The organism is Klebsiella sp. 18074, assembly GCF_902705905.1.
Lineage (GTDB): Bacteria > Pseudomonadota > Gammaproteobacteria > Enterobacterales > Enterobacteriaceae > Klebsiella > Klebsiella terrigena.
The window spans coordinates 176,538-191,872 of the sequence record NZ_CACSIS010000008.1 but is presented as its reverse complement, the minus strand read 5'-3'; the positions used below and the strand labels follow the sequence as shown (position 1 = coordinate 191,872).

The 15,335-nt window shown below is 54.2% G+C and carries 15 protein-coding genes and 1 pseudogene; 5 read left to right on the top strand and 11 right to left on the bottom strand.

Going from position 1 to position 15,335, the window contains the following annotated elements:
- Positions 1-129: 129 nt before the first annotated feature.
- The 10 genes and pseudogenes from GVK32_RS10605 to GVK32_RS10565 all read right to left on the bottom strand — a co-directional run bounded on the left by GVK32_RS10605 (position 130) and on the right by GVK32_RS10565 (position 8,490).
- Entirely contained in the window at positions 130-1,491 is a 1,362-nt protein-coding gene (locus GVK32_RS10605) for a hypothetical protein (RefSeq protein ID WP_159869211.1), read from the bottom strand.
- Positions 1,492-2,124: 633 nt separating this feature from the next.
- Positions 2,125-3,012: an alpha/beta fold hydrolase gene (locus GVK32_RS10600; RefSeq protein WP_159869208.1), complete on the bottom strand. Its 888-nt coding sequence runs from the start codon at positions 3,010-3,012 to the stop codon at positions 2,125-2,127.
- Positions 3,013-3,033: 21 nt separating this feature from the next.
- Entirely contained in the window at positions 3,034-3,837 is an 804-nt protein-coding gene (locus GVK32_RS10595) for a pyrroline-5-carboxylate reductase (protein WP_159869205.1), read from the bottom strand.
- A gap of 13 nt (positions 3,838-3,850) precedes the next feature.
- Positions 3,851-3,940, bottom strand: a pseudogene (locus GVK32_RS29440) (VOC family protein); the annotation flags it as partial.
- Between the two features lie 10 nt (positions 3,941-3,950).
- Positions 3,951-4,472 (bottom strand): L-2-amino-thiazoline-4-carboxylic acid hydrolase, encoded by a 522-nt coding sequence (locus GVK32_RS10590; RefSeq protein ID WP_200842860.1) that lies wholly within the window; start codon positions 4,470-4,472, stop codon positions 3,951-3,953.
- Between the two features lie 23 nt (positions 4,473-4,495).
- Entirely contained in the window at positions 4,496-5,341 is an 846-nt protein-coding gene (locus GVK32_RS10585; protein ID WP_159869202.1) for a transporter substrate-binding domain-containing protein, read from the bottom strand.
- Positions 5,328-6,083, bottom strand: coding sequence for an amino acid ABC transporter permease (locus tag GVK32_RS10580; protein WP_159869199.1), 756 nt, complete (start codon positions 6,081-6,083; stop codon positions 5,328-5,330). Before GVK32_RS10580 ends, GVK32_RS10585 begins: the two co-directional genes overlap by 14 nt.
- Before the next feature lie 9 nt (positions 6,084-6,092).
- On the bottom strand, positions 6,093-6,791 hold the full coding sequence (locus GVK32_RS10575) for an ABC transporter permease subunit (protein WP_041145574.1): 699 nt from the start codon (positions 6,789-6,791) through the stop codon (positions 6,093-6,095).
- 10 nt (positions 6,792-6,801) lie between these two features.
- Positions 6,802-7,542: an amino acid ABC transporter ATP-binding protein gene (locus GVK32_RS10570; RefSeq protein WP_159869196.1), complete on the bottom strand. Its 741-nt coding sequence runs from the start codon at positions 7,540-7,542 to the stop codon at positions 6,802-6,804.
- A gap of 345 nt (positions 7,543-7,887) precedes the next feature.
- Positions 7,888-8,490 (bottom strand): DJ-1/PfpI family protein, encoded by a 603-nt coding sequence (locus GVK32_RS10565; protein ID WP_159869193.1) that lies wholly within the window; start codon positions 8,488-8,490, stop codon positions 7,888-7,890.
- Positions 8,491-9,100: 610 nt separating this feature from the next.
- On the opposite strand from GVK32_RS10565, the gene GVK32_RS10560 reads away from it, so the two are divergent.
- The 5 genes from GVK32_RS10560 to GVK32_RS10540 all read left to right on the top strand — a co-directional run bounded on the left by GVK32_RS10560 (position 9,101) and on the right by GVK32_RS10540 (position 14,655).
- Complete coding sequence (locus GVK32_RS10560; protein WP_159869190.1) at positions 9,101-10,126, top strand: amino acid ABC transporter substrate-binding protein; 1,026 nt, start codon at positions 9,101-9,103, stop codon at positions 10,124-10,126.
- Between the two features lie 65 nt (positions 10,127-10,191).
- The gene (locus GVK32_RS10555; protein WP_159869187.1) at positions 10,192-11,370 is read left to right on the top strand and encodes an amino acid ABC transporter permease; all 1,179 of its coding nucleotides are present in this window, start codon (positions 10,192-10,194) and stop codon (positions 11,368-11,370) included.
- Between the two features lie 15 nt (positions 11,371-11,385).
- Positions 11,386-12,486, top strand: coding sequence for an amino acid ABC transporter permease (locus GVK32_RS10550; RefSeq protein ID WP_159869184.1), 1,101 nt, complete (start codon positions 11,386-11,388; stop codon positions 12,484-12,486).
- An 8-nt stretch (positions 12,487-12,494) separates the two neighbouring features.
- Positions 12,495-13,256 (top strand): amino acid ABC transporter ATP-binding protein, encoded by a 762-nt coding sequence (locus tag GVK32_RS10545; protein WP_123707937.1) that lies wholly within the window; start codon positions 12,495-12,497, stop codon positions 13,254-13,256.
- 415 nt (positions 13,257-13,671) lie between these two features.
- Positions 13,672-14,655 carry an NAD(P)H-quinone oxidoreductase gene (locus GVK32_RS10540; protein ID WP_200842862.1) on the top strand — a complete coding sequence of 328 codons (984 nt, stop codon included), beginning with the start codon at positions 13,672-13,674 and terminating at the stop codon, positions 14,653-14,655.
- Here the strand turns inward: GVK32_RS10540 and GVK32_RS10535 are convergent.
- Positions 14,652-15,311, bottom strand: coding sequence for a riboflavin synthase subunit alpha (locus GVK32_RS10535; protein ID WP_159869178.1), 660 nt, complete (start codon positions 15,309-15,311; stop codon positions 14,652-14,654). The genes GVK32_RS10540 and GVK32_RS10535 overlap by 4 nt on opposite strands.
- Between the last annotated feature and the right edge of the window lie 24 nt (positions 15,312-15,335).

The following is a 15,335-nucleotide window of genomic DNA, read 5'->3' as shown; positions in this document are numbered from 1 at the left end:
CATGAGCCCGTCTCTGCGTGTCTTCGACTGCCTTTGCCGCCAATTTGTGGATGAATCCCCAGTCCATAGACGGCCGGGGGATTCATCATTATGCCGGGCCTGGCGGCCCAGCGAGCCACGAGTCAGCCGTCACTGCCTGGGCGTGATTTTCGTCACCGAGCCTGTTTGGACCTTATCCCCGGCGGCGCCATACATCGACACCAGATAAACGGCACCATCAGGCGCGATGGTCAGGTGGTTTGGCGTCTCATCCATCGGAATATTGGCGACCAGTTTGCCGTCCCGATCCAGGACTGCAACCGTTCCGCCCGCGCGCGTCGCGGCGAAAACCTGCGACGTCACCGCATCCCAGACGACAGATACGCCCCCGGCACCAATATAGGTATCAGCGAGAACCTTGCCGTTCGGATCCAGAACCACGACATTGTTCGTCTCCTGGGAAGTGACGTAGAGCCGGCCGGTTGCCGGATCGCGTGCGATGTCAGTTGCACCTTGCGCCTGCGGTACTTTCACCGTTGTGCTCTTGCCCGTTTTAAGATCAATCCAACCTACCCATGGCGTATCGCGGCTGACGCCGTAGAGCTTCCCTCCGCTACTGTCGAGGGCAAGATCCGTACTGTAAAACAGGTCGCGGCCACGGTCCGCCACGAACTCCAGCTGACCGATGTGTTCAAGCGTTTTGGTGTCATATACCTCGATAAAACCGGTCAGCGCAGCGCTGACATAGGCCCGATTGTGGGCTTCATCAATAATCACATCGCGTGGATGCACGACCGAACCCTCCGGAAAGACCTTGACGACGGAAAGCGTCTTCGCGTCATAGACGGTCACCGTCCCGGCAAGGGTGTTCGTCGTCCAGACGTGCTTATGGGCATTGTCAACACCGACGCCGAAGACGCCAATTTGTTTGCCCTTTTCATCTTTTGGCAGCACGGCCTCCGCTTCGACAGCCAGCGTTCCGGCGTTCAATCTCAGTAGACGGCTACCGTCTTTCGGTCCGCGCGCAGAGGTCACGAACAGCTTCCCATCGGCTGAAACGGCAGATTGGTACGCCCGCTCGCCGACGGGAGCCGTTTGCAGCTTGAAAGCATCGGCGTTTTTCGGGGGAACGATTTTGGACAGCTTCAACATGACCTGCGAGACGCTCGCGGGGTTTTGCGTGATAACGGTGAGGGGATGAAGGCCTGTCTCGGCAGTGGCCGGAACGGTCAGCGGAATATTGAGCGTTCCCGTCCCGTCGGCGGTCAGTGGTTGTGGGGTCAGGACTTCAGCACCATTCAGCAAGGTGACGATTGCGCCAGCCGGAAGGTTCTTAATCGTTACTTCGGTTTTATCGCCGGGCTTAACAGGGACTTCCCTTGAACCGGCGCGGATACTGCCAGGAATGATAGTATCCGCGGTTTCCCAATGGCTGGCGGCAAATGCGGTTGTGGCGGTTGACATCGCAACAGCGGAGGCCAACAGCACTGCACGGACTGATATTCTTATCATCTTATCCCCATAAATTATATTGATGCAGCACCTCAGCACAGGTAACGTCGGCGCCCACTCGTCTGGCCTTATGTTCCGCAATGATGAGACATTCCTCGTCATGGGCGAGTACAACATACTACTTAATGAAAATAATTATTATTCTTATTTATGGTGATGTGATTTTCTGGAGAGAGGAAAGCAGGAAGCTCGGGCGGCCAGATTGGTCGATGGTTGTTATTCGCTGCAGGTTTGAAAATCGCGCGCCCGTCTATGTCGGTACTGCGCGCGTCTGCGTTGAAAGATACGATAAGTTGACTGATTCAACTGCGATTCGCGAGATCGAAATCGCCGGTTTTACCTAAAGCTCCACTGTGCCGTGATGACAAACACGGAGGGTATTATGATGCCCACGTCCATCCCAAAACAGGAGGTAAAATTATACTGAAACCCATGATATATATAGGGATAAAAACCTATTAATTTTAGCATAGGTCAGCATACCTGTGAGATGCGCGATACTGGTTGTGTAGCACAGTTCAGCCGCATATTCTGCACCACGAAACGGCGTCCATGCCGGATCCTCATCGTATTTAACACCCTTTCACTCGTTTCAGCTTTTACGGCGCGGTACTTTTTTCACCGCCATGCAGCTCACTTGTAATCGATAAAGCTCAGGATAGCCTCGTTGAACTCTTTCGGTGCCTGAATAAACGCGAAGTGGCTGGTATTGGGTAAAATCAACAATCCGGCATTCGGGATGGTGTTAGCAATATATTCCAGATGCTCCCGCGCAATGGCCTCGTCACGATCGCCATCAACAATCAGCACCGGGGCCGTGATTTTCTTGAGATCGTCATCGCTCCAGTTGGGCTGTGTTGCCCACATATGACTTATCTGTTCGACAAAGGCATCGTACTGGTCGGGAGTTTTTGAAAGCTTACGATATTCATTACCGGCCCGTTCGATATAGCTGGCAAAGACCGGGTTCTTTTCGGTATCAGGTTTGACGCCGCTGGTTTTCGTATTGGGGGCAAAAGAGAAAATGCGGTTCACGCGGGTCGGGTGGCGAATAGCCAAATCGATCCCAATAATTCCCCCATCGCTCCAGCCGACAATATCCGCTTTCTTAATGTTCAGATGATCGAGCAACGCCACCACATCATCACTCATTAAGTCGTAGCTGTAGGGGCGCTCGTCACGCGTGCTGCGTCCATGGCCTCGGCTATCAACCACGATGACCTTATGATGTTTCGCCAGCGCCGCAACCTGTTGGCCCCAGTAATCGGAATTCGCCAGCCCACCGTGGAGCAAAACCACCGGCGTCCCCTCTCCGGTGGTGGCGTAATAGAGCTGGATTCCGTTTACGCTGGCATACGCGGGTTTTAGTGCGGCAACAGGTGCTGGCGTTGGCGGCAAATTTTTCCAACGCTCCCCCCAGACTATCGGGGATTGCGGGGTTACCGACCAGGCCGCAGAGGTAGCCAACGTCCCCATAACGCAGAGAAGTCCGGCGAGGTATAGCGTGTTTTTTCTCTTCATAGCGATCGCTCCTGATAACGTTTACTGCGCCTCACCCAACTCGCGGGTGCGTTTCACCGCCGCCAGCACGCTGCGTTGCAAACCTGCAGCAAAATCGCTGTTGTTAAGCTCATACAGCCCATGAATCCCGACGCCAGCCGGGGAGTTGTTGATGTCGAGTAGCTGCCTCGGGTGTTTCTGGCTCAGGCGCAGCATCTCTATCGCCCCCTGCAAATTTTCCAGAACCACCTCAGTTGCCTGCGCGCGCGACAGGCCGGCCAGCACGCCCGCATCGGTAAACGACTCGATAAAGTAATAAATGTAGTTCGGCCCGGCGACGCCGAAGCCGGTAAAGATATCAATAAGTCGTTCCGGCAGGTAAAGCACCTTGCCAAAACCGCTAAGGAAAAGCGCCACCCGTTCGGGAATTGCCTGCGCGTTCAGAACCACCCCGCTGTAGCCAAATCCGGTATCGGTAAGCGTATTAGGGATAACCCGGGCAATGGGGTTTTCCGCCCCCAATACGGTTTCGAGTTTGTGCAGCGTCACCCCGGCAATCAGAGAGATCGTCGTCGTGGCGGCAGAAAGATGGGGCCGAATACGTTCGGCCACGCTCGACAAATTGTCCTGCGGGCGGATCCCCAGCACCACCAGTTCGGCCTCGCGCAACGCATCCTCTCGCGGCGATTTCCGCGCCAGGCCATAGCGTTCAGTGAGCGCTGCGATACGGCCCGGATCGATATCCTCCAGCGAAATCTCTTCCGCGCGAAGCGTACCCGCCGCCAGCGAGGCTCGAATAATGGCCTCCGCCATTTGTCCGGCACCAATAAAATGTACATTTGCCATGCGCAGTGACTCCTTATTGAAAGCGATATTCGCCGTTACCGACGCGAAAGCGTTGGCCTTTTAGCGCCGGGTCAGAGATGTTAAAGACCAGTTCGACTAACTGAATATTGTCATTACGCCTCCTGAGTCTGGTAGAAACGCAGGCGGCAGGCAGCATCACCCCGCGCCAGCGCGGCCTCAACCGCTAACTGCATGCCCTCGAATGCATCGGTTAACGCATGATCCCCTGCCATGCAGATATCACACAGCGTCTCAATCTGGCGGGCATCGCGCCCCTGTTGACGCCAGCAGTTGACGTAAGGGCAATAATGGAACAGCACAATAAACTCTGACGGGTTGACCGAAACGGTCTCCATTTCGTAAACCTGCGATTCCAGCCCGCGGGTAAACAGAGCGGCAAACTCCTGCAAATCGTTGCCGCGACGCATCTTCGCGCGTACGGAATGTCCGATATCACGGCCATAACGGCGGATAGCGTCGCGCGCATAATCGTCGGGCTGATTGCGCTGCCGGGATTCATCAAGCAAATAGCCAAGCGTCGCGGCGCGCTTTTCGGTGATCGCGCGCAGCGCAAGGGTAACGTCGTCGTCCAGGCTCGGGGCGTTGTGCCCCGAAGCAGGCTGTTTTGTATTCATCAGGCAGCACTCCCCTTAAACAATCATTCCCAGTCGGTGTTCACTTTGACGTTTTCCGCCCCCGGTAAAGCGTAAACATCTTCGTCGTACCACTTGCGGGACAGTTCGGCGAGCGTGCCGTCCTTTTTGAGGGCTGCAAGTTCGTTGTCGATGGTTTCGATCAGTTTCGGGTCAGCATTCTTTTTGTATAAATAGACGTTGGGGAACAAACCGACGGACTCAGAGGCTTTCAGATTAAGATTGAGGGCTTTATTTAACGCCAATAATGCGCCAATCGGGTAAATAGCCGCATCGTACTCTCCGGAGGCAACGGCTTTGAAAATGTCCGCCGCAGATTGCTCGCCGTTTGGCTGGAGATTGATTTGCTGGCCGGGGTGCTTTTTGTTGTAGTTATCGATAACGGTATAGCGCGCATCAGATGTATGAATCGGCACCAGTTTCTTCTTACCGCCGGCAAGATCTCCCAGCGTATGAATATCATTTTCGTTGTTACGGACAATTAAACGCAGGTCGCTGATACCCGAAGGCTGGCCAGAGTGCGCATACTGTGCCGCGCGCTCTTTCGTGAGATAAAAATGGTCCGCTGCGAGGGTATAGGCGCCGGTGGACAAACCGACGATCATCGCATCCCGGGAGACCGCATTAAAATGAAACTTATAGTTGGTGAGTTTTCGATCGATGATTTTTAATAACTCACCGTCGTAGCCGGTAATGTTGTTATTATCATCCACAAAGCTGAACGGGAATCCGTTTGCGTTGACCACCACCTCAACGGTTTGCGCATTCGCGCTTTTTTCGGCCGCCTGGGACACCGTTATCTGCATCGCCAGCAGCAGCGAACCCAACATTAACACCTTATTTTTGAACATACTTCTTTCCCCAAAATGAGTGAGATGGAACCACTTTTGGTGCATGGTTTTTCCACCGGTTACTGAGATACGCCTCGATATGTCGCAATATCCGGGTAAGCACCAGACAGAGCGCAATATAAATAATCAGGACGATGCAGTAGGCCTCCACGTAATGAAAACCACGTGCTGCAGCAATATTCGCCTTTGCCATCACATCAACCACCGTGATGGTATAAACCAGCGACGTATCCTTGATCAGGTCAACCAGGACGCTGGTGTAGTTAGGTAAAGCTGAGACCGTCGCCTGCGGGAAAATAATGCGCCGAAACTGGGTAAAGCCGGTCAGGCCTATCGACCAGGCTGCTTCTCGCTGCCCCTTTTCAACCGAATTCCACGCCGAACGAAACGTCTCTGCGAAGTACGCGCTAAATACCACGGAAAAAGCGGCTACGGCGGCCACCAGCGGCGAGAGCTTGTAGCTGAACGGGGTATCCTGCGGCCCGCCAAAAAGCCCGTTGGCAAGCCACGGCCAGACGTAAAACACAAAATAGAGCATCACCAGCATGGGGATGGAGCGGCCAAAAGAGATAAACACCGTGACCAGATATTTCACGTAAGGCACGTCGCGGATCATCACCCAGGCCAGAATGGCTCCTGATAGCGTCGAGAAAATTAACGATAAAAAGGTAATCAGCAAGGTTATCGGTAGTGCGCTGAGTATAAAGGCGAAATTATCCCGGATAAAATCGATGCTAAACATAGTGGTGTCTTACTCCAGTAAATATTGATACTTTTTCTCAATGCGGGTGGTGAGATAAAAGATAATCACATTAAGCAACCAGTAAATAAGAATGACGCTAATAAATGCCGCGACCTGCTTCGCACCATAGCTGTTCTGCGATATTTTCTGTGCCCGGCCAAAAATATCGACAATGCCAATAATATTAACCAGCGAGGTCATCTTTACGAGGTTGATTAAAAGATTGCCAAAGTTTGGAATGGCGATAATGAGTCCTTGCGGAAAAATGACATGGGCGATGCCAATATACCAGGGAATATTCAGACTCCGTAGCGCCTCTTTTTGTCCTGCATCTACGGCGTTCCATGCCGAGCGCAGCATTTCTGCAAAATAGGGGCTAATACCAACCGAGATAGATAATATGGCAAAGGTCATATCGCTAATCAGTAACGCCGGCAGCTCAAGTGCTGAGAGGATCAGTTTGCCGCCGAAGAAGAACAGCAGGATTAACAGAGCCAGCGGCGCCCCGCGCAGCACATCGGTATAGGCTTTCGCAAGCCAGCTCAATAGCGATGAACGGCTAAACTGTAGGACCGCCGCCACCAGCCCAAGCGCCAGGCCGAGCAGCAGAGAGGCCAGCGTAATACCCAGCGTAACCGGCAGGTTTTCCAGTAATTTCGGCACAATGAACAGCAGATCGTCGAGAGTAAATAGCGGTTGTGGATTCATCGCGTTGACCTCAGGCGTGAAAACGTAATCGGGCCAGAAACGCCTGCGTCCGCGTGTGCAACGCTGCACCAAAAATCTGCTCAGGCGGCCCCTGCTCCACGATCTCGCCATTTTCCATAAACACCACTCTGGAGGCGACCTGACGGGCAAACTCCATTTCATGAGTCACGATAATCATCGTTTGCCCGTTAGCGGCAATGTCCTGGATAAGCGTCAGGACTTCGCCCACTTTTTCCGGATCGAGGGCTGAAGTCGGTTCATCCAGTAACAGCACGGCCGGGTTAATTGCCAACGCGCGGGCAATGCCAATACGCTGTTTCTGCCCGCCAGAAAGGCTGTTTGGATAATGGTCTTTTTTATGCAATAGCCCGACCTGTTTTAGCAGACGTTCGGCGACCACCACCGCCTCCTGACGAGGTCGTTTTTGCGCATAAATCAGGCCTTCGGTGATATTTTGCAACGCGGTGAGATTGTGAAACAAATTCCAGGACTGAAAAACCATTGCGGTTTTCGAGCGTATTTTTGCAATCTCTTTTTTTCCGGCTTTCGCGCAGTCGACAACCGCATCATCGATCTCTATTTTCCCGCTGTCGGCGGGCTCGAGAAAATTCAGCGTGCGTAATAATGTCGTTTTCCCTGAACCGCTCGGACCAATAATGCAGATAACTTCCCCGGTATTAATGGAAAGCGAAACCTCTTTTAGCATTGGTTCGCCAGTAAAACTTTTACTGATTTTATTAATAGCAATCATTATCTTATTTTCGCAGCGAGCTATCCCTGATAAATGCGCAACGGTGGCATTTATTTCTTTTCTAAAACTATATTGCCGCGAAGGCCATCAAGACAAACAAGAAAAAAACATATCGAAAGTTGAAAAACAGATTTCCACCGCCTGCCATTTTTCCTGAAAATAGCATATTCAGGCTATTGCGAGGATATAAAAGGCGAAGAGAAGAACGATCCGCTATTTATCGGCGCGGATCGTGGGTGACGTTCTTTTTTTAGCCGCTCACTGCTGCGTCCGCTATGGTTCAGCCGGTATCGGCTAAGGCGATTAGCCCGGCAAAGAGCCTGTGGACTGGAGGCTATCAGCACCCTAAATCGTCGGTTTGTTCTCGGTCCAGTCAAATTCCAACTGTTTCGCGGTAAGCTCCGCAAGCGCTCTGTCAGATAAGCGTTCGACTAAATGTAGACTCATATCAATACCCGCTGAAATCCCGGCGGAGGAGACAATGGCGCCCTCATCTACCCAACGTAATCCTTCTTTTACTAAGACTTGCGGAAACATCATGCGGAAATCTGCAATATCCTCCCAGTGCGTGGTGGCGGATTTAGCGGATAAAATACCGGATTTAGCGAGCAAAAAAGAGCCGGTACACACTGAAGCGGTAATTACCGTTTTTAACGATTGCTGGTATATCCATTCAATGACCCGACTCTTTGCCAGCTCCGCATCGACCATCCCGCCAGGGATAATCAGGCAATCTATGGGGGGATGATTATCTATCGTGGCTTCAGGGGAAAGTTGCAGTCCTGCGCGTGCCCGTATGGTTTCCCGCGTTTCGCCTACCGTAAAGACGTTAAACAACGGTATCTCGCCCCGATGAACCCTGGAGGCACAGGTGAAGACTTCATAAGGCCCGGCAAAATCGAGGACTTCAACATTATCAAAAATATAGATCCCGACCTGTATCGACATAGATTAACTCCCTCGATAGTGCGGAGAAACAGGAAAATAGTTATCGCGCCAACGAATATCAGCGCCAGGCTAAAACCGGCAATTCTAACCGAGCTTCCGCACGGTCCTTTAAACTCACGATATTATTATCAGTCGGTGCTGAATGTTGCCAATACGAATTAAACATTACCCTGGCATCTTCGGCATGAACTGATACCAGTTATCCCGGATGATACCCGCCGTTTTGCCACCTTTGCATTCGCAACTAATGAAACAGCAATTCCCTTAATGGTAACGATAGTTGCAGTTAATACACTGAGGTCGTACCGGTAAATCTCATGCCCCCGTCAGCCTGTGCCCTTCTTCGCCACGCACGCTGCTTTCTTATCGTGAAACTTTTGCACTCATTTTGCCCACCATGACTCGCCTTGTTCCCTTTTAGTGCTCATCAGTAACCATAACTTTGCTGATGATTCAGATAACAAAGCGCTCTTTCTATGAATTTCAGCGACCTATAAACATGGCATCAAAATTGCCTTAACGAAAACGGCGGACCGCCACTGGAAAAAACGCACGGTACAGTGCTCAACACAACCGCATAACAACACGATTTATCCACACGGGATGATTTATGAAAAATATCATGTTCTCCACTCTTGTCGCCGCGGCCTCTCTGTTCGCGGTAGCGCAGCAAGCACATGCTGGCACCACTTTGGATGCAATTAAGAAGAAAGGATTTGTTCAATGCGGTATCAGTGATGGTCTGCCCGGCTTCTCTTACGCCGATGCTAACGGCAAATTCACCGGGATTGATGTCGATGTCTGTCGCGCGACTGCGGCGGCGGTGTTTGGCGATGCCAGCAAGGTTAAATACACCCCGCTGACGGCAAAAGAGCGCTTTACCGCCCTGCAATCCGGCGAAGTGGATATTCTGTCGCGTAATACCACCTGGACCTCTTCACGCGACGGCGGTATGGGGTTCATATTCGCGGGAGTCAACTATTATGACGGCATCGGCTTCCTGACCCATCAAAAGGCTGGCCTCAAAAGCGCTAAAGAGCTGGATGGCGCCACCGTCTGTATCCAGGCCGGTACGGATACCGAGCTGAACGTCGCCGATTACTTCAAAGCCAACAAAATGCAATACACGCCGGTGACCTTTGACCGCTCTGACGAATCGGCTAAAGCCCTCGACAGCGGCCGCTGCGACACCCTGGCTTCCGACCAGTCTCAGCTGTACGCGCTGCGTATTAAGCTGGGCAAACCGGATGAGTTTATCGTTCTGCCGGAAGTTATTTCGAAAGAGCCTCTGGGGCCCGTAGTACGCCGCGGGGATGACGACTGGTTCACTATCGTTAAATGGTCGCTGTACGCCATGCTCAACGCGGAAGAAATGGGGATCAGCTCGAAAAACGTCGATCAGCTGGCGGCAAAACCTTCCAACCCGGACATCGCTCACCTGCTGGGCTCTGAAGGCGACTTTGGCAAAGACCTGAAGCTCGACAATAAATGGGCGTTCAACATTATTAAACAGGTTGGTAACTACCAGGAGAGCTTTGACCGCAATGTCGGTAAAGACAGCGCTCTGAAAATCGCGCGCGGCCAGAATGCGCTCTGGAACCAGGGCGGCATCCAGTACGCACCGCCGGTACGCTAATCTGCCTTCCAGTCGGGTACCGCACCCTGCGGTACCCGGTGCGATTTTTTCATTGAGGTTTCAACATGTCTCAACGCCCAACCGTAAAAAGGGATTTTTCGTTCGGTAATCCTACGGTTCGCGCCTGGCTTTACCAGATAGTCGCCATTGTCGCCGCGTTTGCCGTAGTGGGATATCTGATCCACAACACGGTGATCAACCTGGCCAATCGCGGTATTACATCCGGTTTTGGTTTTCTTGAGCGTAGTGCCGGTTTCGGCATCATCCAACACCTGATTGATTACACTGAAGGTGACACTTACGCGCGCGTCTTCCTTGTGGGGTTAACCAATACCCTGCTGGTTTCCGCGCTGTGCATTGTTTTCGCCTCCATTCTCGGATTCTTTATCGGTCTCGCGCGTCTGTCCGATAACTGGCTGCTGCGCAGGCTCTCGACCATTTATATCGAGACGTTCCGCAATATTCCGCCGTTGTTGCAGATTTTCTTCTGGTATTTCGCCGTGCTGCGTAATCTCCCCGGCCCACGCGAGGCATTAAGCGCATTCGATCTGGCGTTTGTCAGCAACCGCGGTCTTTATATCCCGTGGCCCACCTATGCACCAGGCAGCTGGCCATTCGTTATCGCCCTGGCGCTGGCGATCGCCGGCAGCATCGGATTACGGCATTACAACCGTCAACATCAGTTGAAGACCGGTCAGCTGCGGCGGACCTGGCCGACAGCCGCCGCGACGATCATCGTCTTCCCGCTGATAGCCCATACGCTGTTTGGCGCCGCCACCCACTGGGATGTCCCGCAGCTTCGCGGATTTAACTTCCGTGGCGGATTCGTCATCATCCCGGAGCTGGCTTCGCTGACGCTGGCGCTGTCGATCTACACCTCTTCGTTTATTGCTGAAGTGATTCGCTCCGGTATCCAGTCGGTCCCGCATGGGCAGAGTGAAGCGGCCCGTTCGCTAGGTTTGCCGAATCCGGTGACCATGCGGCAGGTGATCATCCCCCAGGCAATGCGGGTCATCATTCCACCGCTGACCAGCCAGTATCTCAACATCGTGAAAAACTCGTCGCTGGCGGCGGCGATCGGCTACCCGGATATGGTCTCGCTGTTTGCCGGTACGGTGCTGAATCAGACCGGCCAGGCTATCGAGACCATTGCCATCACCATGGCGGTCTACCTGATCATCAGCCTGATTATTTCGCTGCTGATGAACATCTACAACCGCAAAATCGCGCTGGTTGAGCGTTAAGAGAACGGAATGACTATGTCTGTTACCACACATGAAACACCCCCGGCACCCACCAACCCGGCGAGTAAAGCCTGGGCCTGGGCACGTAAGCATCTGTTCTCCAGCTGGTTCAACACGCTGCTGACGCTGCTGTGCCTGTGGATTATCTGGACCCTGATCCCTCCGGCGCTGAACTGGCTGGTGTTCAAGGCAAACTGGCTGGGTACAACCCGCGCCGACTGTACCAAAGAAGGCGCCTGCTGGGTGTTTATCCACGCGCGATTTGGTCAGTTTATGTACGGGCTCTATCCCCACGAGCTCCGCTGGCGTATCAACCTCGCGCTGGTGATTGGCCTGCTGTCCATCATTCCGATGTTTATCAAATCAATGCCGCGCCGGGGCCGCTATATCGCCTGCTGGGCGGTGACCTATCCCATCCTCGTCTGGGTCCTGTTGTACGGCGGTTTTTTGGGCCTCGATCGCGTCGAGACCCGCCAGTGGGGTGGCCTGACGCTGACGCTGATTATCGCCTCAGTCGGGATTGCCGGGGCGCTGCCGTTGGGGATTTTGCTGGCGCTGGGACGTCGTTCAACCATGCCGGTCGTTCGCACGCTGTCGGTGATTTTTATCGAGTTCTGGCGAGGCGTACCGCTGATTACCGTACTGTTTATGTCATCGGTGATGCTGCCGCTGTTTATGGCCGAAGGCACCACCATCGATAAGCTGGTGCGCGCGCTGGTCGGGGTTATTCTGTTCCAGTCAGCCTACATCGCGGAAGTGGTGCGCGGCGGATTACAGGCGCTGCCCAAAGGGCAGTATGAAGCGGCTGAATCGCTGGCGCTGGGTTACTGGAAAACGCAGTTTCTGGTCATTCTCCCCCAGGCGCTCAAGCTCACTATCCCCGGCCTGGTCAACACCATCATCGCTTTGTTTAAAGACACCAGCCTGGTGATCATCATCGGCCTGTTCGATCTTTTCAGCAGCGTGCAACAGGCAACGGTTGACCCCACCTGGCTTGGCATGTCGACGGAGGGTTACGTTTTTGCCGCCCTCGTCTACTGGATTTTCTGTTTTAGCATGTCGCGCTACAGCCAGTATCTGGAAAAGCGCTTTCACACCGGGCGTACATCGCACTGAGGTTTTACATGACACACTCTATGACTCATTCTGCTGAAGCGATGATGATTTCGCTCGAAAATGTGAATAAATGGTACGGTCAGTTCCACGTATTGAAAGATATTAACCTGCAGGTGAAGCCCCGCGAGCGGATTGTACTCTGCGGCCCCTCTGGCTCGGGTAAATCGACCACCATCCGCTGCATCAACCACCTGGAAGAACATCAGCAAGGGCGTATCGTCGTTGATGGTATTCATCTCAACGATGATGTCCGCAACATAGAACGGGTGCGAACTGAAGTTGGCATGGTATTTCAACACTTTAATCTTTTTCCTCACCTGACCGTTTTGCAGAACTGTACGTTGGCGCCGACCTGGGTGCGTAAGATGCCAACGAAGGAAGCGGAGGCGCTGGCAATGCACTATCTGCAGCGCGTCCGTATTGCTGAGCATGCGCATAAGTTCCCGGGGCAGCTGTCCGGTGGTCAGCAGCAGCGCGTGGCCATTGCCCGTTCACTGTGCATGAAGCCAAAAATCATGCTGTTTGATGAACCCACCTCAGCGCTTGATCCGGAGATGGTCAAAGAGGTGCTCGATACCATGATTGGCCTGGCGGAAGACGGCATGACGATGCTGTGCGTCACCCATGAAATGGGCTTTGCGCGCACGGTGGCAGACCGGGTTATCTTTATGGACCGCGGTGAGATTGTCGAACAGGCTCCGCCGCAGGAGTTTTTCGCCCATCCAAAATCAGAACGTACCCGCGCGTTTCTGTCGCAGGTTATTCACTAAACGTTAACGGACCTTACCGCTTAAATACCCCTCAGCGTCGGCAGAGCGGGTATTTAAGCGTTCGTTTTATCACGTCACGGTCAATCAGGGGGCAATCACGCTGCAGATCTACCGCAATCGTCAGGGCGAGCGTTGCTCTGCCATCAACAACGGGCCGCCCTCATCTCCAGCCGTTCACCCGCGCGTCCAGAAGATTCCGGGAGTCAGCCGCTGAGGGCTATCCCTCATTGCGACCTGAACCCGGTTTACCTAAGCTAAGCTGTTAATGCACATCGCCCATAAGGAGATCATCATGACCGGCTTACCCTCCGACGATCGTCATCCCGCCCCCGATACCACTGGAGAGGCTGATATCCCCCAGCTGCGGTGAAACAGAAATCTGACAACGAGAAAAACGATGCCATTACCTGAATATATGAATGAGGTTGAAATAACCGCTCCCGGCGGGCCAGATGTGCTCCGGGTTCGCAAAGCGCCCCTGCCGCTACCCGGCCCCGATGAGGTGCTGGTGCAGGTTGCCGCCGCGGGCGTAAACCGTCCGGATGTGATACAGCGGCAGGGAAAGTACCCTATGCCCGACGGCGTTACTCCGGTACCCGGTCTTGAAGTTGCCGGGAACGTTGTGGCGATAGGTGACAACGTCACCGATTTGGCTGTCGGGGACAAGGTGTGCGGCCTGACCAACGGTGGCGGCTACGCGGAATACTGCCTGCTACCCGCAACCCAGTGCCTGCCGATCCCGCCGGGCGTGAGCATGGTTGAGGCTGCCGCGATAGCGGAAACGTTCTTTACCGTGTGGGCCAATCTGTTTCAAATGGCTAAGGCCAAACGCGGCGATCGGGTCCTTATCCACGGCGGCACCAGCGGCATCGGCACCACCGCGCTGATGCTGTGCGCTGCCTTCGGGATCGAGTGCTTTGCCACCGCAGGCTCGGAGGATAAATGCGCCGCCGTTGCCGCCCTCGGGGGGCAGCCCATCAACTATCGTACCGATGATTTTGCCGCCGTCATCCTCAGCCAGACGCGGGGGCGCGGTGTCGATATTATTCTCGACATCATGGGCGCGTCCTACTTCAAGTCGAATCTGACCGCGCTGGCGCGCGACGGCCGCCTGGTGGTGATAGGCTTCCTCGGCGGCGCCATCGCAGACGGCGTCGATCTGCAGGCCATGGCGCTGAAGCGCGCGACCATTACCGGTTCGACCATGCGGGCAAGAACCGCGCAGGAGAAGGCGCACATCGCCGCTGAGCTCCGCGCGCAGGTCTGGCCGCTGCTGGCGTCGGGCCAGTGTCGGCCCATCATCCATCAGGTTTTTCGGCTCGAGGATGCCCCGCTGGCGCACGCCATGATGGAGCGCGGGGATCACATAGGCAAAATTGTGCTCCAGGTGACAGGCTAAGCGCGCGGCCAGGCAGTAAACGGGGCGACCTGGCGCCCCTTTTCTTCGGCAACGGCGGCCAGCACGCGCTCCACGGTATCGATCGTCGCCTGAGTCTGCGGATCGATTTCAATATTCACCTGCTCACCAACCTTTTTCGCCCCCAGCGTGGTGCGCTGCAGCGTCTCCGGGATCAGGTGCACACAAAAACGCAGCGGCAGCACTTCACCCACGGTCAGGCTGATCCCGTCCACGCCGATATAGCCTTTGTAGAGGATATACTTCATGGCCGTTGGGTCCCGCAGCCTAAACCACATCTGACGGTTGTGCTCAGAGGCCACGATTTGCACCACTTCTGCGGTGGTCATAATATGGCCGGACATCAGGTGTCCGCCTATTTCATCACTGAATCTGGCGGCGCGCTCAACGTTCACGCTGTCACCTTCCCTGAGCGCCCCGAGGCTGGTCGCACGCAGAGTTTCGTCCATTAAATCAAAGCTCACCCGCGCGCCGTCAATACGCGTGACCGTCAAACAGCAGCCGTTATTCGCCACCGAGCTGCCGGGTTCGAGCCCAGCCAGCATAGCCGCGGGCAGCTCTATGGCGTGGGTGCGGAAGTGGCTTTTTTCTTCAATGGACAGCACTTTCGCCATCCCCTGGACAATACCGGTAAACATAGCGTTCCCCTGTCAACATAGGTT